Origin of the sequence: Streptomyces sp. V4I2 (assembly GCF_030817655.1) — a bacterium.
In the GTDB taxonomy this organism is placed as follows: Bacteria; Actinomycetota; Actinomycetes; order Streptomycetales; family Streptomycetaceae; genus Streptomyces; species Streptomyces plumbiresistens.
In genome coordinates this window covers 147,772-165,671 of the sequence record NZ_JAUSZM010000004.1, presented here as the reverse complement: position 1 = coordinate 165,671, position 17,900 = coordinate 147,772, and the positions used below count along the sequence as shown (strand labels likewise).

The 17,900-nt window shown below is 70.3% G+C and carries 27 protein-coding genes; 23 read left to right on the top strand and 4 right to left on the bottom strand.

What is annotated here, in order from left to right; all coding sequences use genetic code 11:
* Positions 1-33: 33 nt before the first annotated feature.
* The 3 genes from QFZ76_RS50910 to QFZ76_RS50900 all read left to right on the top strand — a co-directional run bounded on the left by QFZ76_RS50910 (position 34) and on the right by QFZ76_RS50900 (position 2,437).
* Positions 34-264, top strand: a complete 231-nt coding sequence (locus QFZ76_RS50910) for a hypothetical protein (protein WP_307680559.1) — start codon at positions 34-36, stop codon at positions 262-264.
* Positions 265-845: 581 nt separating this feature from the next.
* On the top strand, positions 846-2,084 hold the full coding sequence (locus QFZ76_RS50905; RefSeq protein ID WP_307680677.1) for an IS110 family transposase: 1,239 nt from the start codon (positions 846-848) through the stop codon (positions 2,082-2,084).
* 50 nt (positions 2,085-2,134) lie between these two features.
* Positions 2,135-2,437 carry a hypothetical protein gene (locus QFZ76_RS50900; protein WP_307680558.1) on the top strand — a complete coding sequence of 101 codons (303 nt, stop codon included), beginning with the start codon at positions 2,135-2,137 and terminating at the stop codon, positions 2,435-2,437.
* Positions 2,438-2,968: 531 nt separating this feature from the next.
* Here the strand turns inward: QFZ76_RS50900 and QFZ76_RS50895 are convergent.
* Complete coding sequence (locus tag QFZ76_RS50895) at positions 2,969-3,439, bottom strand: hypothetical protein (RefSeq protein ID WP_307680557.1); 471 nt, start codon at positions 3,437-3,439, stop codon at positions 2,969-2,971.
* 135 nt (positions 3,440-3,574) lie between these two features.
* Here QFZ76_RS50895 and QFZ76_RS50890 point away from each other — a divergent pair, with 135 nt between their 5' ends.
* From QFZ76_RS50890 to QFZ76_RS50795, 20 genes are all read left to right on the top strand, one after another.
* Positions 3,575-3,973, top strand: a complete 399-nt coding sequence (locus QFZ76_RS50890; protein WP_307680556.1) for an RRQRL motif-containing zinc-binding protein — start codon at positions 3,575-3,577, stop codon at positions 3,971-3,973.
* Between the two features lie 112 nt (positions 3,974-4,085).
* Positions 4,086-4,547 (top strand): Pycsar system effector family protein, encoded by a 462-nt coding sequence (locus tag QFZ76_RS50885; protein WP_307680555.1) that lies wholly within the window; start codon positions 4,086-4,088, stop codon positions 4,545-4,547.
* Between the two features lie 276 nt (positions 4,548-4,823).
* Positions 4,824-5,633, top strand: a complete 810-nt coding sequence (locus tag QFZ76_RS50880) for a leucine-rich repeat domain-containing protein (protein ID WP_307680554.1) — start codon at positions 4,824-4,826, stop codon at positions 5,631-5,633.
* A 212-nt stretch (positions 5,634-5,845) separates the two neighbouring features.
* Positions 5,846-6,778, top strand: a complete 933-nt coding sequence (locus QFZ76_RS50875) for a hypothetical protein (protein ID WP_307680553.1) — start codon at positions 5,846-5,848, stop codon at positions 6,776-6,778.
* Positions 6,779-7,127: 349 nt separating this feature from the next.
* On the top strand, positions 7,128-7,400 hold the full coding sequence (locus tag QFZ76_RS50870) for a hypothetical protein (protein WP_307680552.1): 273 nt from the start codon (positions 7,128-7,130) through the stop codon (positions 7,398-7,400).
* Positions 7,397-8,359, top strand: a complete 963-nt coding sequence (locus tag QFZ76_RS50865; protein ID WP_307680551.1) for an ATP-binding protein — start codon at positions 7,397-7,399, stop codon at positions 8,357-8,359. The genes QFZ76_RS50870 and QFZ76_RS50865 overlap by 4 nt, the downstream gene beginning before the upstream one ends.
* Entirely contained in the window at positions 8,356-8,556 is a 201-nt protein-coding gene (locus tag QFZ76_RS50860; protein ID WP_307680550.1) for a hypothetical protein, read from the top strand. The genes QFZ76_RS50865 and QFZ76_RS50860 overlap by 4 nt, the downstream gene beginning before the upstream one ends.
* Positions 8,557-8,681: 125 nt before the next feature.
* Positions 8,682-8,984, top strand: coding sequence for a hypothetical protein (locus QFZ76_RS50855; protein WP_307680549.1), 303 nt, complete (start codon positions 8,682-8,684; stop codon positions 8,982-8,984).
* 89 nt (positions 8,985-9,073) lie between these two features.
* Positions 9,074-9,751 (top strand): GGDEF domain-containing protein, encoded by a 678-nt coding sequence (locus QFZ76_RS50850; RefSeq protein ID WP_307680548.1) that lies wholly within the window; start codon positions 9,074-9,076, stop codon positions 9,749-9,751.
* Positions 9,748-10,188, top strand: a complete 441-nt coding sequence (locus QFZ76_RS50845) for a hypothetical protein (RefSeq protein WP_307680547.1) — start codon at positions 9,748-9,750, stop codon at positions 10,186-10,188. Before QFZ76_RS50850 ends, QFZ76_RS50845 begins: the two co-directional genes overlap by 4 nt.
* Positions 10,185-10,463 carry a hypothetical protein gene (locus tag QFZ76_RS50840; protein ID WP_307680546.1) on the top strand — a complete coding sequence of 93 codons (279 nt, stop codon included), beginning with the start codon at positions 10,185-10,187 and terminating at the stop codon, positions 10,461-10,463. Before QFZ76_RS50845 ends, QFZ76_RS50840 begins: the two co-directional genes overlap by 4 nt.
* A 22-nt stretch (positions 10,464-10,485) precedes the next feature.
* On the top strand, positions 10,486-10,686 hold the full coding sequence (locus QFZ76_RS50835; protein ID WP_307680545.1) for a hypothetical protein: 201 nt from the start codon (positions 10,486-10,488) through the stop codon (positions 10,684-10,686).
* On the top strand, positions 10,686-11,411 hold the full coding sequence (locus tag QFZ76_RS50830; protein ID WP_307680544.1) for a hypothetical protein: 726 nt from the start codon (positions 10,686-10,688) through the stop codon (positions 11,409-11,411). The genes QFZ76_RS50835 and QFZ76_RS50830 overlap by 1 nt, the downstream gene beginning before the upstream one ends.
* On the top strand, positions 11,408-11,596 hold the full coding sequence (locus tag QFZ76_RS50825) for a hypothetical protein (protein WP_307680543.1): 189 nt from the start codon (positions 11,408-11,410) through the stop codon (positions 11,594-11,596). The genes QFZ76_RS50830 and QFZ76_RS50825 overlap by 4 nt, the downstream gene beginning before the upstream one ends.
* 79 nt (positions 11,597-11,675) lie before the next feature.
* Positions 11,676-11,915, top strand: a complete 240-nt coding sequence (locus QFZ76_RS50820; protein ID WP_307680542.1) for a hypothetical protein — start codon at positions 11,676-11,678, stop codon at positions 11,913-11,915.
* An 87-nt stretch (positions 11,916-12,002) separates the two neighbouring features.
* A complete protein-coding gene (locus tag QFZ76_RS50815) occupies positions 12,003-12,563 on the top strand; it encodes a hypothetical protein (RefSeq protein WP_307680541.1) in 561 nt (186 codons plus the stop codon).
* A gap of 95 nt (positions 12,564-12,658) precedes the next feature.
* Positions 12,659-13,537: a hypothetical protein gene (locus QFZ76_RS50810; protein ID WP_307680540.1), complete on the top strand. Its 879-nt coding sequence runs from the start codon at positions 12,659-12,661 to the stop codon at positions 13,535-13,537.
* 416 nt (positions 13,538-13,953) lie between these two features.
* Positions 13,954-14,409 carry an HIT family protein gene (locus QFZ76_RS50805; protein WP_307680539.1) on the top strand — a complete coding sequence of 152 codons (456 nt, stop codon included), beginning with the start codon at positions 13,954-13,956 and terminating at the stop codon, positions 14,407-14,409.
* Positions 14,406-15,092 carry a hypothetical protein gene (locus QFZ76_RS50800; RefSeq protein WP_307680538.1) on the top strand — a complete coding sequence of 229 codons (687 nt, stop codon included), beginning with the start codon at positions 14,406-14,408 and terminating at the stop codon, positions 15,090-15,092. Before QFZ76_RS50805 ends, QFZ76_RS50800 begins: the two co-directional genes overlap by 4 nt.
* A complete protein-coding gene (locus QFZ76_RS50795; protein WP_307680537.1) occupies positions 15,086-15,466 on the top strand; it encodes a hypothetical protein in 381 nt (126 codons plus the stop codon). Before QFZ76_RS50800 ends, QFZ76_RS50795 begins: the two co-directional genes overlap by 7 nt.
* Before the next feature lie 382 nt (positions 15,467-15,848).
* On the opposite strand, the gene QFZ76_RS50790 is transcribed toward QFZ76_RS50795, so the two are convergent.
* The 3 genes from QFZ76_RS50790 to QFZ76_RS50780 all read right to left on the bottom strand — a co-directional run bounded on the left by QFZ76_RS50790 (position 15,849) and on the right by QFZ76_RS50780 (position 17,863).
* The gene (locus QFZ76_RS50790; protein ID WP_307680536.1) at positions 15,849-16,469 is read right to left on the bottom strand and encodes a TetR/AcrR family transcriptional regulator; all 621 of its coding nucleotides are present in this window, start codon (positions 16,467-16,469) and stop codon (positions 15,849-15,851) included.
* Between the two features lie 89 nt (positions 16,470-16,558).
* The gene (locus QFZ76_RS50785; RefSeq protein WP_307680535.1) at positions 16,559-16,891 is read right to left on the bottom strand and encodes a nuclear transport factor 2 family protein; all 333 of its coding nucleotides are present in this window, start codon (positions 16,889-16,891) and stop codon (positions 16,559-16,561) included.
* 72 nt (positions 16,892-16,963) lie between these two features.
* On the bottom strand, positions 16,964-17,863 hold the full coding sequence (locus QFZ76_RS50780) for an SDR family oxidoreductase (protein WP_307680534.1): 900 nt from the start codon (positions 17,861-17,863) through the stop codon (positions 16,964-16,966).
* Between the last annotated feature and the right edge of the window lie 37 nt (positions 17,864-17,900).

Below are 17,900 nucleotides of genomic sequence, written 5' to 3'. Positions count from 1 at the left end.
TCACCTGCTTCGCACCCGAACCCAAGCGGTCGGGTGCGGACCAGGCCGGACGGCCTGCGCCGCACCGCCCACCACACCCGCCCGAGCGAGGAGACGCCCCGCGACGACACCCGCCCCGAGCCCTTCGCCTGCACGTGCACCTGTGGAGCCTCCCAGACCTTCCCCACCGAGGACGGCGTGGACCGCACCGCCTGGCGGCACACGCACCCGACCTTCCGGGACCAGCTGCGACAGAAGGCCGCCCGACTGCTCCGGACCCGCTGAAGACCTGACGCCCTAATCCGTAGTTATGAGCGATCCGCAGGAGCGGGTGCTTCTCGGAGCGTTCGAGTACCAGACCGTGACATCCAGGTGCAGCCGGGCCGTCGAGGCCTCAACGTAGATCGGTGCGCGGTCTGGTGCGAGTGGTGGCGGTCACGTTGGCGCCGGGCGGATGCCTTCTAACGCCCAGACCTCGACGTCTCCAGGCAGAGCGGTGGCGCCCGGCGTCTCCGTGGCCGCCACCACGAAGGGTGTTGGCGCCCGTCGGCGCTGGACGCACGCCTATGCCTCACCCGGCATCGACGCCTTTAAGAGAGCGGCGGCCTCCAGGGCCGTCGCGCGTCAACACCTCTCCACTTGATCAGTCGTTTGTGTTGGTGGTGCGAGCCCATCGCACGGTGACCTCTTGATACGCCCGAGCCGCCCGAGCTCCCGCATAGACCGAGGCCCGTGGGATGCGCTGGTGCCACGAACGGCTAGTGAGGTGGCGGCCCGACCGCAATGCGGCCGAGGCCTGGGATTAGGTCGCTGCGTGGCCCGCATGCGCTCGTGACCAGCGCAAACACCGAACTCTGGGGAGGGGAATCTTGATCTACTGCGGAATCGACTGGGCGGAACGAACCCACGACGTCGCCCTGGTCAACGACGCCGGCCAGCTGCTCGCCAAACGGCACATCACCGACGACGCGGCCGGCTACAAGATCCTGCTGGAACTGCTCGCCGAGTACGGTGAGACCGCCGAGAACCCGATCCCGGTCGCGATCGAGACCTCCCGCGGCCTGCTGGTGGCCGTCCTGCGGACCGGCAAGCGCAAGGTCTTCGCGATCAACCCGATGGCCGCCGCCCGCTACCGCGACAGGCACTCCGTCTCGCGCAAGAAGTCCGACCCCGGCGACGCCCTGGTCCTCGCCAACATCCTCCGCACCGACATGCACGCTCACCGGCCCCTGCCCGAGGACAGTGACCTCGGCCGCGCGATCGCTGTCCTGGCACGTGCTCAGCAGGACTCTCTGTGGAACCGGCAGCAGCTCGCCAACCAGCTTCGTTCCCTGTTGCGCGAGTACTATCCCGCAGCCCTGGCCGCCTTCGCGGCCTGGACCAACGGCCTGTGTCGTCCTGAGGCCCGCGAACTCCTCAAGACCGCGCCGACTCCGGTCCGGGCCGCGCGGCTGACCCGCACCCAGATCCAGGCCGCCCTGAAGCGAGCCGGCCGCCAGCGCGGCATCGAGGCCGAGGCCGAGCGTCTCCGCGAGGTCTTCCACGCCGAGTGGGCCCACCAGCCGCCGCTGGTCGAGGACGCGCTCGGCAAGCAGATGCTCGCCCTCCTCGTCCAGCTGGGCGCGGCCTGCACCGCCGCCGACCAGCTCGCCGAAGCGGTGGAGGCCGCCTTCCCGCAGCACCCGGACGCCGAGATCTTGCTGAGCTTCCCAGGACTCGGTATCCAGCTCGCCGCCCGCGTCCTGGCCGAGATCGGCGACGACCGCACTCGCTTCGCCGACGCCCGCGGCCTGAAGGCTTACGCCGGCTCCTCGCCCATCACCCGCGCCTCCGGCAAGAAGTCCGCCATCACCAGACGCTGGGTGAAGAACGACCGGCTCAACCACGCCGGCTACCTCTGGGCCTTCGCCTCACTCCGGGCATCCTCTGGGGCCAACGCCCACTACCGACGCCGCCGCGAACAAGGCGACTGGCACGCCGCTGCCCAGCGCAACCTCTTCAACCGCATGATTGGCCAGCTCTACAACTGCCTCCAGAAGCGAGAGCTCTTCGACGAGCAGTCCGCCTTCCCCTCACCGTCGCTCGCTGCGGCGGCGGCAGCCTGACCAGCTAAGAAGCCTTGTCCGCAGGAACGAAGGCAGCCGATCATTCGGCCATGAGACCCGAAGTGCAGGCGTTCGTCACCGACGGCCCGCTTCCCGACTGGGACGCGAGCGAAGAAGAGATCGACAGGCGCGTCGCGCAACTCGAAGCGATCCCGAAGCCGGTCACGGGAGAGGAAGCCCGAGCACTTGTCTCCTGCTTCGGCCCGGACGACTGCTACGGCGTCGCCTGGACCCTCCTGCACCTCATCGAGACGGGCCCCAACCCCGTCCTGACGGCTGCCCCTGGGCCCGACGCCAACGAGTGGCACCAGCGCCTCTACGACCGCGCCGTGAACGGAGGACTCATCCCCTGAACTTGACGGCATAGCAACGTGAGGTGTCTGCCTGGTCCTCGCCCAGCCCTGTACCCCGGGGCAGGGCGAGGACCGGACAGGCCGCCTGGCCGAACGCACCACCCGCTGCGCCCCGCCGACACCAGCACGACGTCGGCGGGGCGCAGCGCTGTCCACCGACGACTGGAGGAGATCACTCGTGCTCATCCCCCGCCCGCGCCGCCGGATCGGCCGGCCCCGCCCGCAGCGCCCCGGCCCCCGCTACCCGCACCGCCCCGACCGGCTGCCCGGCGCCTGGGGACAGTGATGCCGCGCCCCAAGAAAGAGCGCCGCCGCGAGGCGGCAAAGCTGATACCGCGCGGAGCCACTGGCCTTCCAACTGGAGTTCACGCTGGTTCCCCAAGATGCGCGGCGGCCGTATCGGCGCGAGTGCGCAGGTGAGCATCCTGCGTGGAGCGACCCCGAGAGGGCGCGAGGTTCTCGCACTTACGGGCAGATTCCGCGAACGGAGCCAGGAACTTGCCCGTTCATGCGGAATCCGGAAGCCACTGCTCAGGCGGTCCATCCCTCACCGTGTCGGTGACGGTCCAACCCCACAGCGGAGAACTCATCCTCTCCGGTGCTCGCCACGACGCCCAGCTGTCGAAGAGCCTGCGAGATGGCACTGCCGGCTGGCGGAAATGGCTGGCCCTCCGGTACACGGAGCGGTCCCAGCACGATGGCGCCGCCATCCCACACGGCAGCCTGCTGCTCGCCCACACCGCCGAAGTACTCGGCTTCCACGTAGGCCACCGGCCCAGCGGTCGACCAGTCGGCGAGGGTCTTCTCGAACCCTCCCGGCAGCCGCCAGAACCCCAAAGGGCCCGCATCGCTGCCATCCGCGACGGAATCAAAGAGGGCGTCTGTCATCGGCATCAGCAACAGGCCCTGTCCGAGCGATGCCAGCCGAGCAACAGGCAAATCCCGCGAAGCCGCGCGGAGCACCTCTCTGCCAGCGATCACTGCTTGCAGGTCATAGCCCATCCCAACGCCCCCTCCACCGATCGGAGGCCCCATCTTGGCGCACGCGTCGAAGCCGAACCCGCGCGGCACCCCCGGCCAAAACAACCACGCCCCCAGCGGGTTCGCACGAGAACACCGTCCAGAACCCTCGAACCCGTGGTTTCCGAGTACGACCGCGGCGCATGTCCCGAACACCTCGTTACCCGGCGGCAGTTACGGGACCGGGATGTCAGCCCCGGAGGGCACGGCCCGGTGGCGATCCTGCGCTGCAAACGTTGCCGGAACCGCCCCCAGTGGTCCTGCACCCACCCCGGCCGCGCCTGGCTCTTCGACCTCCATCTGGCGAAGCCCAAGAGGATTCCGACGCTCGCTCAGGAGTGGGCACTGGACCGGGCGATGGCTGCACGTCAGACCTGTCCTGACTGCGGGAGGCGATTTTTCACCTGCCTTTCCAAAAAGCTCGGCTGCTGCCTGGAGTGCTTCGACGGCACGCCCGTGGACCCCAGCAACTACATCGCGGCCGCGGCTCCCGTCGCTCACCGGCTGGCCGCGTGAGCCGCGAACCCCGTCCCGGCCACACAGGCCGGGACGGGGCCACATCCGGGTCGCCGCAGCACCGGCAAAGGCCGGCCGCCCAGGACGTTCACGACAAGGAGAACCCCCGCCCATGACCCTTACGGCCCCCGCCCCTGGCATCGACAAGAACCTGGACGCAGCCTGCGCCTCGGTGACCAGCGAGATCGCCCGCACGGACGGCAAGGCGTCCTTACTGCTCGCCTTCAACGGCGCCGTGCTCGCCGGACTCGCGTCCGTCGCCGACAAGGAACTTCCGCCTGCCACCAAGGTCTTCGGCGCTGCGGCCGTCCTCGCCCTGGGCGCCGCCGCCGTACTCCTGCTCCTGGTCGTCCGGCCCAACCTGAACGGCGCCGACAAGGCGTCCTTCCCATACTGGGCGCGAATTGCCGAAGACGAGATCCGTGCCTGCATGGACGGCGACAACCGCCCGGCCCGCATCCGTGTCCTGTCGACGATCGCCGTCGCCAAGTTCACGCGCCTGCGCCACGCGGTACACCTCAGCCTCGCCGCCCTGGCGCTGCTCGCACTCGCCGCCGTCGGCGCCGCGCTGTGACGGCGGTTGCGATGGCCACACCCCGTACCCGACTGGATCGAGTCCGCGCTTCCGCCGGGATCGTCCGCCTCGCCCTGCAGCAGATCGAGGACGAGCTCGCCGACGACATCACCACCCAGGAGCTCGCCCAGATCCTGCGTGTGGAACGTCACGTAATTCCCCATCAGCAGCATCAACTTCCCCGCTCAAACCTTCGAGCATAGCGATGGGTGCCGCTGGCTTCCTCACCTGAGTAATAAGCGCGCCGACCCAGGGCGATCTCCGTATCTTGGCGCCATGACGGACGAGGCAGAGCCGAGGCTCTTTGTGAACCGCTGGGGCGACGTGTCGGACCCGGCCCCAGGTCGGCGAGGGTCCTACAGGGACATCTGCTCGTGCTTCGACCAGTCCAGACCTCATCCGCGAGCCCGAGTCGGATTCCACGTCGAGCGGCAGGACACCTCCGCCCCGGGCTGGCAACACCTGCTGGACCTGGTCGACGAGGCGGTCGCCGACGGGCGTGAAGAGTTCCGTCCACTGACTGAGCTGAGCCCGGAAGAGCGGCGGCAGGTCATCACACTGCCGCCGAGCATCGCCAGGCTGACGGCGGTCAAACACCTTGTGCTCTACGGCAGCAACCTGGTCCGGATCCCGCCCGAGATCGGGGCAATGGCCAGCCTGGAGGAGTTCACCCCGTACACCTCCTACCGGCTGCACTGGTTCCCCTACGAGATCACCCGCTGCCGGAAGCTGACCCGCAGCACGGTGAGCACGCGCGCATTGTTCGGCAACTACAAGCTGCGACCGCCCTTCCCGAAGCTTCAACCCGCTCCGGGCTCCGCCGCGGACCTCGATCCGGGCACCATGGACCCTCGCCACCCGGACGCCATCGCCACCCACAACTGCAGCGTCTGCGACCGCCCGGTCGAGCAGGGGGGACTCCAACAAGTGTGGATTTCGCTGCGCGTTGCCACTGACGTACTGCCCCTGCTAGTCAACGCCTGCTCATCGGCGTGTGTCGCCGCGCTGCCTGATAGCGCTCGCGACTACATCCCTACGCCGCACAGAGGCGGCCGAGTCGACCAGCCGGCATCCGACTGGGACTGACCAGCCGAACCTCCCCTCACCCTTGATGGGGCTCTCTGAAATCGGGTCTGGGCTGCTCGTCGCCTCAGCCGGGCCGCTGCTCAACGGAGTGAGGAGCTGCGACGAGCACCGGGCGTTCTTCGGCCAGGGTCACCAGCTTGTGGAGCGTGCGGGTCATGTCGGAGGGACAGAATGCCATCGGGGTCCACGCAGCAGCCGTCTACGCTCTCGGCATGCAGCGCAGCGATGTCACGCGGGACGACGGCACGTGGGTGGGCCTGTCCCTGGACGTGCAGGACCGCCACCAGCCGGGACTGTGTGTGTTCACTGCCGGTGCGCAACTGCTGATCTCCCAGATGTCGCAGCCTGTGCTGCTCGCCGTCGTCGATGGGCAACACGAGGGCGTGGACTACTGGCGCACCGACAGCTACCGCTCCTTCGCCCCGCCCTTGCGTGCCGATGCGAGCCGCGCCCTGGCGGGCAGCCCGCAACGGTGGGCCCACCGCTTTGCGCAGTACCTCATCGACTCGCCGGGCAGCCCGATGCACGAGGGCCGGTGGCTGCTCTCGTGCGAGAGTCCGCTCCGGTGCTGGCGCCACGCCGATGCCTCGCACGCCGAATACTGGGGCTCGATGCTCGTCGACGGCCATCCAAACGGCTACATCGACTGGTTCCTCCATGCTCATTCATGGGAGATCCTGCCGCTGCGGCCGATGCCCGATGCCGACGACAGCCGGGTCAAGGCGTACCGCAAGCAAGCCCGTGAAGGAACACTCCCACCCGTCCTGTTGTGGTGGGTCAGTGGCCTGGACTGCCATCTGATCCTGGACGGTCACGCGCGGTTCGCCGCGGCAGTCGCCGAATCCCTCGAGCCTCCGCTGCTGCAGCTGCACCGCACGGTCCCGCGCGATGACCTGGCCACGCGGACCGAGGAGGCCGTGGGGTTCTACCAGGACGAACTGGCGCGCTTCGCCGGACTCCGCGCTATTCACGGCCCCGCAGTCCCGGACGGCGCTGCCACCGCCGGCCCACAACTCGTCCGCCTCCTGCACGACCTGAACACCGCGGAACAGCCGACCTGGGCCTGGCCCCTGCCCGGCAGGGAAAGGCAGTGGCGTCACATCGCCCGCGAGGTGACAGACGGTCAGAACTGGCCCCGTACCTGACTCCTGCCGACCCCTCGCGCCAACCGTGACATCCGGGCCAGCCGCCGCACAGTCAGAGTGCGCGCGCCGCGATGAGGGCCAACCTTCCCAGGCTCGAACTATCACGCGTACGCAGGCTGCCCTCCGCAGGTCTCCGCGCCCGAGCTGGTCCGACCCTCTCCAGGACCGACTGGCTATTGGGGGCCACCCTTTGTGGCGCCCGTCCGTAGGCCAGGCGCCAGATACCCGGGGAGATCCACTGAGCAGGTGCGGGGTCACCCCTGAGTCGGGGGTGGCCGTTTCCATAAAGCGCCATCACCCTCCGGCCGCCGGAGAAACGACCACGATGGTGTGCCGATGGCTCGAACGTATGGGCGGGGAAGTTGACGCTGCCAACGGGGAAATACATGACCGTCGACACCTGCGCGAGCTCCACCGCGAGGACGACCCGCACGACGGCGTCCTCGCCGGCCTCGTGCAGCTGCTCACCGTCTCCGCTCGAACCGCCGAACGCCTCGACACGGACGGCGACGGCGACGCCTCCGGACCGCTGCACGACGCGGCCGCCCTGCTCACCGACCAGGTCCCTGTCCGCCTCTACTGGGCCACCCGCGTCCTGGACCCCGAAGGAGAACCCGCATGACCTCGCCGCTGTACCCGGACCTGCCCGAGAACGGGCTGATCGTGCTGATCGGTGCCTCCGGTGCGGGCAAGTCGACGCTGGCCCGCACTTGGCCGGCCTCCCAGGTCCTCTCCCTCGATGGTCTGCGGGGCGTGATCAGTGACGAGCCCGGTCGGCAGGACGCGACCGGCGACGCCGCCGACGTCCTCAAGCTGATTCTGGAGCGCAGGATGGCCCGGAAGCTCAACACGGTGATCGACGCGACCAACGTCGAACAGTCCGTGCGGGTGGAGCTGGTGATGGCCGCCAAACGGCACGGCATGCCGACCGTCGCGGTCGTCGTCGCCACGCCGCTGTCGGTCTGCCTGAAGCGGCAGGGCCCGCGCCCGGCCAACCGGCGTGTGCGCGAGGACGTCGTCCGTTCCCAGCACCAGGCGATGACGTACTCCCACCAGCGGCTGGCCGCCGAAGGGTTCAACACCATCGTCTTCGCCGACAACCTCCACCGGCTGGAGCCGTTCCTGAAGCGGCTCTCGCAGGCCCGGGAGGCCGACCTCGGGCGGGACGGCGGCGAGGGCCTGGGCGACCTGCTCCTGGTCCGCCGCTTCTTCGGCCCGGAGATCCTGCCGCTGTGGCAGTGGCGGCCGGACTCGGATCTGGTGACCGGCCGGGACCGCGTCGCGGAGATCCGCCTCGGGGAGCAGCACCTCACCCTGGCGTTCCGCAACGACGTCGACGGCGACGGCGACTTCGGCTTCGGCTTCGACGTCCTGCTGCCTTGCCCCTTCGACCCGGAGTGCGCCGGGCAGGCGTGGGCGCCGGTCTACTCGGTCACCGACCTGCACGAGGCGCTGACCGGCGCCATGGACGGCGCCCCGGACATCGTCTGCACCGTCCACGGCGACGGCGTCGACGACCAGGACGCCGACCCCGAGAGCCGCGCCGACCTTCAGGCGCAGTTCGCGGACGCGGTCGCATGAGCCGCGCGGCCGACGGTCCGCACCCGCACCCGCTCACCCCGGCTGACCTTCCGGCCGGGGATGAGTGGTGGCGCGGCTGTCCGGACTGTCACCTGCCGATCCAGGGCGGGGCCGCCAGCCTCGCCGCACACCGCCGCACCGTTCACACCAGTGCTGGTGACTCCCGGCACCCGATCACGATCAACCTGGAGTTCTGACCCGCCCTGACCGGCGTGACGGACGCTCCGTGCCGCCCCGGCCCCGTTCGACGGAGGCCGGTGCGGTCGCGGTGGTCCCTCAACACCGAGGCACCAGCACCGAGCAGAGAGAGGAGCTGGACGTCATGCACCTGCGCATCTACGAGGTCGACGTCCCGATCCACGACTCCACCGACCCGGACCGGCGCGGCCTGCACATCTTCACCGGCGTCGCCGACTCCCCGGCCACGGCACTGCGCCGCGCGCACGAGGTGTACGACGCCGCGCTCGCCGCGCACACGGCCGGACTCGAGATCCCCGGCAAGCAGCCGGACAGCTGGGGAGCGCGCGGGCTTCGGCCCGGCTGGCAGATGGAGTGGCCCGCCGCGAAGGCAGGCCTCTGGCACAACCCCGTCAGCTGGACCACCCGCAGCGACTTCGCGCTGTAGCTCCGCCCCGGGACAGCCGCTGTGCTTGGCGGCTTGACGGCTGTCCCGGGCCCATCCATCCCGTACGAGACGAGACGGAGAACCCAAGTATGTCGTCCCTCCTGCGCGTTCACGGCCGGATCGGCCAGCGCACCCTCTTACTGACCACCGCCGCCGTGCCGTTGACCGGCTGGACCGTGCACGCCCTTGCGCTGCACCGGAAGCTCGCTGCGGCGAAGAAGGATCCGCTCACTGGTCTCCTTCGGCGCGACGCCTACACCGCCCGGGCCCGGCAGGTCCTGCGCCGCCACGGCGACGACACCGCCGTGGTCCTGGTCGACCAGGACGACTTCAAGGCCGTGAACGACACGCTGAGCCATGAGGCCGGGGACGTCGTCCTCATGGCGACCGCAGCCCGGCTCGCCGCCTGGGCAGGCCCGTGCGCTTCCGTAGGCCGCCTCGGTGGTGACGAGTTTGCGATCGTGCTGGAGCTGCCCGCCGCCCGCCGTGAGGTCCGCCTTGCGCAGCTGGTGCGGATGCTGCGTACGCCGGTCACCCTGGACGACGGCCAGGTGGTGGACGTCGCCGCCTCGGTCGGCGCCGCGACCTGCGACATCGTCGGCACCCGCGACCTGTCCGCGTTGCAGCGCGCGGCCGATGCCGCCCTCTACGAGGGCAAGCACTCCGGCCGCGCGGTCATCGCCACCGCCGCGCACGCCACGGTGCCGTCCATCAACGGGCGCCGGGCCGGCCGCCCGGGGACGAGCCGGTGGGGGCGAGCCGCATGAGCGTCGCGACCCTGCCCGAGGGCGACTGGATCCGCGGCATCACGATCCGCCAGCCCTGGGCCACCTGCATCCTCGCCGGGAAGAACCCGGAGAACAGGCCCCGGCGCTGGCCGTGGCAAGGCTGGGTACTGATCCATGCCGGGCAGAAGCTGGAGCGCCCCGCCCTGCGTGACCCGCTGGTCGCCACCGCGATCCGCGGCCGCGAACTGCACCGTGGCGCGGTCATCGGCATCGCCCGCCTCATCGACTGCCACCCCGACCAGGGGCCCGAGCGGTGCACCAGCCTGTGGGCGGAGCGCGGCGCGCACCACCTGGTCCTCGAAGACGTCCAGGAGCTCGCTCTGCCCGTGCCCGCCACAGGCGCGCTTCCGGCCTGGAAGCCGACGCCGGACCTGGTGGCGCAGGTGTTCCAGCAGCTTCCCGACTTCCGGCCGTGACAGGCCGCCGCAGCAAGAAGCCGCTGTTCGAGCCGGGTCTGATCCCGGTTCCTGGCGCCCTTCTCGATCGGCGCGACAGCCAGCATTTCGACCGCTGGCAGGACCGCCCCTGCGCGCTGTGCGACAAGCCCACGCCGATGCGCTCCCACTACGGGGAGCCCGTGCACAAGGCGTGCGCTGAGGACTGGATCGCCGTGAACCCCACCGAGGCCCGCCTCGGACGCTTCGCGTCCGACGTCCAGCCCAAGCGCCGGCGCGACGACGACCACGCCTGAACCCCTCCACCTGGAGGCTGCCTTGAGCAGCACCCAACGCGAGGTGGACCACGCCCTCGCCTACCCCGAGCCGCCCGCCTCCCCGCTCTGGCACCGCCACGGCGCGAAGGCCCGGCCGCTCACCGACGCCCAGAAGAAGCGCAACCGCGAGCTCCTGGACCTCGCCCAGCGCAAGCCCTGCACCAGGGCCTCCAATCCCACGACGACGCAGGCGGTGAACTGATGGAATCCATCCCTCTCGCCCTGGACGGCTACCTGTCCGAGGCCCCGGTCTTCAGCAAGCAGGACGGCACCGCCTGCTGGCGGTTGAACTGCTCCCCCACCGCGGAGCTGGTCGACGACATGACCATCCCCTGCACCAGCCAGAACCCGGACGTCATCAACGCGCTCGTCACCGAGTGCCGCCCCGGCGACTTTCTGCGCGTCACCGGGCACCTCGCCCTCCCGGACAGCGCCGACGGCGGGCTCCAGCTCCAGGCCACCACCCTCGAAATCCTGTGGGAAGCCCCGGAACTGGACATCCCCGAGGACGACACGGACACGGACATCGCGCGCCCGGAGACGAACCGCAACACAGCGATCGAGGCCCTCGCCGAGGCCCTCACCTCACTGGCCGGCCAGCCCGGCCCGGACGCGAGCATCCGGATCCACATCAGCCCTACCGGCGCCCTCGGCACAGGCCTGGAGCACTGCCACACCATCGACATCACCCCGGCGCGCGCACACCAGCTCGCCGACCAGGCCGACGCCATGAACTGCCACCCGGACACCGGGACCGTCCTGGACCCCCAGACGGTCTCCGAACTGGCCAAGGTCTTCGAGGACATCGACCTGGCCGGCCTCACCGGGGCCGTCCTCAACTCCACCCGGCCCGAACACCGGCCGAAGGTCACCCGCGCGATCGACGACATGTTCGGCGACGTCCCCGGCCCCGACGACCCCGAATGAGCGCGACGGCCCCGACGACCGCTCCCGAACAGCGCACGATCCTGGAACGGTTCCCCGCCGGAAGCCCCCGCGGCTCGTGGCCGGCAGAAGAGTACGCCGCCCGGCGACGCGCCCAGGGCATCGACGCCCAGGTCGTGATGGACCTGCCAACCGACCAGTTCCTCGTGGTCACCCGCACCCCCTAACCCCCGCACCGAGCGCCGTGCCCCGCCTCACCGGCCGGGCACGGCGCTCCCCTGCGTTCCCACAAGGAGATCGACGTTCATGGCCCGCATCACCATCAGCGTGCAGCCCCGGCACGCCGACAACAGCCCCTGCGACCACCAGGTGAAGCCGTCCGGCAAGCCCCGCGACCCCCAGTCGGGCTGCCCCGGCCGCACCCAGTTCGCCGTCGTCTGCTCCGAGCACGGCGACGTCGACCAGCCCCACCACGTCAAGCAGCTCGCCGAGCCCGCTGCCCGCGCCCACCGCATCGAGCACTGCGGCGCCTTCCGCGCCCGCTGACCCACCCCCGCACGCCCGGGGCGGCCGGCGACCTCGAAGTCCGGCCGCCCCCGCAGCGTCACCCCATCAAGAACCCGAGGAATGCCGATGACTGCCACCGATCAGCCCGCCACGACGGACTGGCTCGCCGCCGCCGAGGCCGCACACCAGGAACAGCAGATCAGCGCCGTGGCCCAGAACCTGCAGCGCGCACAGCGCCACGCCGGCCTGGTCAACGCCCGCCTCGCCGAACTCGGCATCGAGCCGCTCGAGGCCGCCGGAATCAACGACCGCGGCAACCTGCGGCTCGCCCGGCTGACCCAGCCCGAGTTCATGCCGTACGCCCGCTACGAGGTGCGCGCGGCCTGGAGCGAGGACGACAAGGAAGTCGAACTCCACACCGCCGACTGGGAAGACGACCGCCCCCGCTACGGCCGCGTCCGTCTGCTGAACTCGCTCGCCGATGTCGCCGCCGCCCGCCGCGAGACACCGACCTTCCCCGCCCCGCGCCGTGACTACCGCCTTGAGGCGATCCGCGCGATGGACAACCTCAACGCCGACCGCCTCAACAACGCCCACGTCGAAGAGATCGCGAACGCCATCCACGGCAACACCGCGGCCCTGCTTCACCTCGCCGACACCATCGCCCGCATCAGCACGACCGTCTGAACACACACTCCGCCACACCACCAGCCACACACTCCGGAGCGCTGCGCTCGCCATCTTGCGGGCGCGGCGCTCCCCTGTTCACCAAGGAGCCACAGATGCCCCTCAGTCCACCAGCACCCGAGCGAATCCAGCTGCTGCTGGCGCAGCTGGAGCGGTACGGGTCCCGCGAGAACGGGCAGCTCGCCGTCGGCCGTCGCCTCTTGCAGGAGCACCCCGACCTGCCGCTGACCGGCTTCGCGATCTCCAGCAGCATGTGCCCCGAGCCGGGCCGTCCCCTGCATAGCCTGATCCTGCGCGTCGGTGAACATGACACCGACGGCATCACGGCGTGGGCGCGCGCCCTGGGCACGGAGCCGGTCATCGACGGCGCCCGCTACCGGCTGGACACCATCCTGGACGGCATCGGGATCTGGGGATCGGCGACGATCCCCGAAGACGCCTACGACATGGACCAGGCGGTGTTCGTCCCGTCCGGCGACGACGTCAGCTTCACCCACCGGGGCCTGCTCGCGACCGAGTTCGGGGAGGACGGCGACCTGCTCTTCAGCGGCCACCCACCCGTGCGGGAGGTCCTTGCCGCCACGAGCGTCTACTACCGCCACACCTGCGGCCAGCGCCTGCGCCCGCTCGACGGGCACGCCCTCGCCGACAGCATCACCCGCGGCTGGTGCCGGTTCGTCGCCTACCCCACCCGCACCGACTGGCGGATCCGCAGGGCGTCGGAGGATACCCCCGGCGCCCTCCCCGTCACCTGGATGTACGCCCAGGACGGCCACACGCAGGACATCGGCGATCCCGTCCGCTGCCCGGCCTGCGCTCGCCCCAGCCGCGGCCTGGACTACCACTCCGAGACCGGGCAACGCGTCCACGTCTGCCCCTCACCCGCCTGTCGGCACCAGTGGCCCGTCGACGACGCGCCGAGCCCCGCGGCTGCCGAGCAGCACCAGGAGCACGCCGCCCTCGCCGTCCGATGACACGCACTCACCCTTCACGCGGCGGCCCGCACATGCGGCCGCCGCGTTCAGTCCTACTCCGTACGAGCCTGGAGGCCCCGTGTACGACGTGTTCATCGACTCCTTCGGCGCCCGCTGGCAGGACCCGCCGCCGCCCCGCTACTGCGCCGCAATCCTCAGCATCAACCTGACCGACGCGCTGCTGAACCCGCCGGACGACCCGGCCCTCGCCGACATCGTCGCCCGCCAGACCGGACAGGACGCAGGCGTACGCGACTACGTCCTGAACACCCCGGGCGCGGCCCGCATCATCGGCGACGCCGTCCACGAACTCACCGCACTGCGCGCCGCCGCGCACGGCCGCCCGGTCCAGCTCCTGGTGAACTGCTGGTACGGCCGCCACCGCGCCCGCCATTGCCGACGCGATCGGCCACCGGATGCGGGAGGCCGGCGCCCGCATCCAGGTCACCCACCACCACATCAACCGGCCGCCGGTCCCCCGCAAACACCCGCGACCCGACTGCCCCTTCTGCCGGATCATTCACGACGGCGCGCCCGCCACGATCGTCCACGAATGGGCTGACGCCCTGGCGATCCTGCCGCGCGCCGACGAACACGGGCGCCGCGGCTGCACCGACGGCCACCTCCTGGTCCTGCCCCGCGGCCACGTCGCCGACTTCACAACCGACCCCGTCGTCTCCGCCACCGTGCAGCTGCGCGCCGCCGAACTCGCCGCACAGATCGGCGGCCAGTGGAACTACCTCACCTCCTGCGGCCCGGACGCGACGCAGACGGTGTTCCACCTGCACGGCCACCTCGTTCCCCGCACCACCGGCGACGGCCTCGCGCTCCCCTGGACCCACTCCACCCGCGAACAGGAGCCCACCCGATGAAGCGACCCTTCCGCCGCTGCGGCCATGCGCCCGGCGCCCTCACCCCCGAGGACCAGGCAGCCGTCGACCAGTTCCGCGCGCTGCTCGCCGCACTGCGCGACCCGGAGCCCTGGACGCCTGGCCTCTACCGGGACATCGCCGTACGCGTCGGACCGTTCGTGGAAAGGGCCCACCCCCGCCCCGGCGACGACCACGGCCCCGACCTGATCGCCGTCTCCCTGGTCCACCCCGACACCCCGCACGCCGCGGCCTACCTCCACGGCCACCAGCTCGGCTACACCGGCAGGGGCTGGCTGCGCTGCGAGACAGACAAGATCCTCGGAGTGTGGAACCCGGCCCTCACACCGCTCACCCACGCCGCGGCGGACCTGGACCTCCCCGACGACGTCGGCATGGAACCCGCGCACTACGCCGTCCACGTCGAAGCCCGCCGGAAGGACACCTCCGGCCGCACCCTGCTCCGCATGGGCCCGTACACCCAGACATGGCTCGCCTCCCGTGACGCGGACTGCCTCAACACCCTGCTGGAGGGCAAGGCGGCCACCGTCTTGCCCGGGTACACGGTCACCGCGCAGGACACGGAGTTCCACGTCAGCGAGCACGCCTCCTACAACGACCCGCACGAGGCCGACGCCTGCGAGCTCCTGGCGGCCCTCCTCGAGGACGTGAGCGCCCCATGGTGACCACGGCCGAGTACGAGATCGAGACCAGCGAAGCCGACGACGGCACGGCCGTCCCCGCTGAGGGCATCTGGACCCCCAGCAGTGAGGATGCGGCCGACAACGGGTTCATCGCCTACGGCGGGCTGTACGTCGCCGGCATCGGAGCTCCGAACGACGACGGCCTTTACCCGGACAGGTTCGTCGTCCTCGGTCACCAGCGGTGGGCCGACATCATCGAGGCCGCCGCTGCGTACATGGACCGCGTCCACAGCTGGCGAACCCTGCAAAACGGGATGAATTGCATCGAGCGCAACACGCTACAGCTGGCCGTGCACCGTTTCGTGCTGGTCAGCGCCTCGGTGATGAGGTTGTTGCGAGGTCACTCGAAGCGGTGACCTGCCCGCGAAGGCCAGATGCATCGATGTTGCATCAGATACAACAAGGGGGTGATCACTGAGGCTCCCGGTGCGGCTCCGCTCACACTGGCATCCAACGTCGTCCACCTCGGCCCCATGGGTGGTCACGGCCTGCAGATGGGTCAGCCCGGCTGCCCGATCGCGTGATGTGGCGATGCTCCCCGGCGGGATGGAGTCAGCCCGGTACACGCACCGCCTCCCGCGCGACCGCGTCGGTAATCGAGTCGGCCGCTCGGACTCCACTCCCCATGGGGCAGGCTCCACCACACGGGCGAGGCCAGGACGGCTGCCCGTGCGAGCCATCGGAATGAGGTGTCTGACCGACCACCGAGCCGCCATCATCACCGCGTTCCCCATGGCACTACTTCGGGCGGATTCCATCCAGCAGGTTGTTCACGAGCGCGGTGATGAAGTCGTCGGTGACGGGTTCGTCGGGGATGAGCAGTCGGTGGTAGACGGCGCCCCAGAGTTGGTCGACGAGGACTTGCACGTCGATGTCGGTGCGGATCTGGCCGAGTTCCTGGGCTCGGTGGAGGCGTTCCGCCGCGAGTCGGCGCCGCTGCGACGAGTACAGCTTCCGGTAGGCGGTGGCCAGGTCCTGGTCTGTCTGTGACTCGCCGATCAGCTCGGTCAGTACTCGCCCGCCTGGGGTCTGGGTCATGACGTGGGCGAAGGCGCGAAGTTGGGTGAGCAGGTCGGCGCGGATGTCTGCGGTGTCGGGGAAGGCGAGCGTTTCCTGGACGGCGTGTACGTAGCCGTCCAGGGCGAGGGCTCCTTTGGAGGGCCACCATTTGTAGAGGGTGGTCTTGCTTACGCCCGATGTCCTGGCGATGCGTTCGAAGGTGAGGTCGGCGATGCCTTCGGTGAGCAGCAGGTCCCCGACGGTGCGCAGGACGTCTGCTCGGACCTCGTCCGCGGGCCGGCGCCCTCGTCCGCGACCGTTGCCTTCCTTGGCAGCGGGGCCGTTCGCGTTGTTCGCCACGTGTGCTCCTGCTCGGTTGCCGGGGGTCGTGTCAGTTTCCAGGTGGGCGCTGCCCGCGGTCGAGTCGGCGTGTCGCGTCGCGCCCGGTGTCATGGCGTGATCCGCAGGCTCGCGATCAGCCCGTCGCGCAGGTGGAATGTCATGGGGCCGGTGCCGTTGTGGCCGTTGCCGGTCACGGTCACGGTCGCGACATAGGTGTCGGATGACGAGCCGGGCTCGATCGCGTCCAGCTCGAAGTGTGCTTGTACGCCGATGTTGTCGGTGCGGTCCCAGGCGCGCACGCCGTCGCGGCCGTGGTACTCGCGGCCCCAGTCGTTGAGTTCGGCGTCGTGGGTGAACGCGGCGGCGAATGCCTCGGCGTCACCTTGGTTGGTGGCCTCGATGAACGTCTGGATGGCGGCCGGGGTTTCGATGGTGGGCATGGTGATTGCCTCGGTGGTGAGGGGAGCCTCGACGGGAGGGCTGAGTCCGTCCTCCCGTCCCGGACCCGGGTTTCAGCGCTGGACGGTGAGCAGGTCGGCGAGGTCGATGCGGGTGAGGAATTCGCGGCGGATGCGGTCGGCGTTCTCGGAGACCTCCTCGGATCCGTCGTCGGCGGGGTCGATGTGAACGCGGTAGGGGCGCTGTCCGGCGGGCAGGGCGACGATGCGGGCGATCTCGTCGGAGACCAGCGACGCGGGCGCGCCCTCGGGGGCAAGGGCGGCGAGCTTGGTGGCCACCTGGTCCATCAGGCCGGCGTACCTGGCCTCGTACTCGGCCTCGACGGCAGTGTCGTCCGGGCGGCCGGAGTGCGCGAAGTGGTTGGTGCCGCTGGTGAACGAGCCGGGCACGATGATCGAGGTTTCCACGCCCCAGCGGGCGAGTTCGCCGGCGTAGGAGACCGCGAGGGAGTCCATGCCGGCCTTGGCGGCGAAGTAGGGGGCGAGGTAGGGCGGGGTGCCGCCTTTGACGCTGGTGCTGGACACCCACAGCACCAGTCCTTGTCCGCGCCTGCGCATGCCCGGCAGCGCCGCGCGGTTGACGCGCTGGGTGGAAAGCACGTTCACGTTGTAGAGCTCGGCGAGCTGCTCGGGGGTGAACGCCTCGGCGGGACCGGTCACCATGTGCCCGGCGTTGTGGATCAGCACGTCGATGTGGCCGTGCTCGGCCTCGATCCGTGCGATGGCGGCATCGACCGAGGCTTGGGAATTCACGTCGAGCTCGATGGAGCGCAGGTCGACGTGGTGCTTGTTGGCGTAGTCGGCGGCGGCCTGGACCTGGGGTGCGTTGCGGCCGGTGGTCTGGCGCATGCCGGCGTAGACCGTGTGGCCGGCGTCGGCCAGCGCGCGGGCGGTCAGCGCCCCGAAACCGCTCGAGGCGCCGGTGATGACGACGACGTTGCCGGTGGTGGACATGGACGTGGTTCCTTTCAGCAGTGAGAGCCGGGGGCGG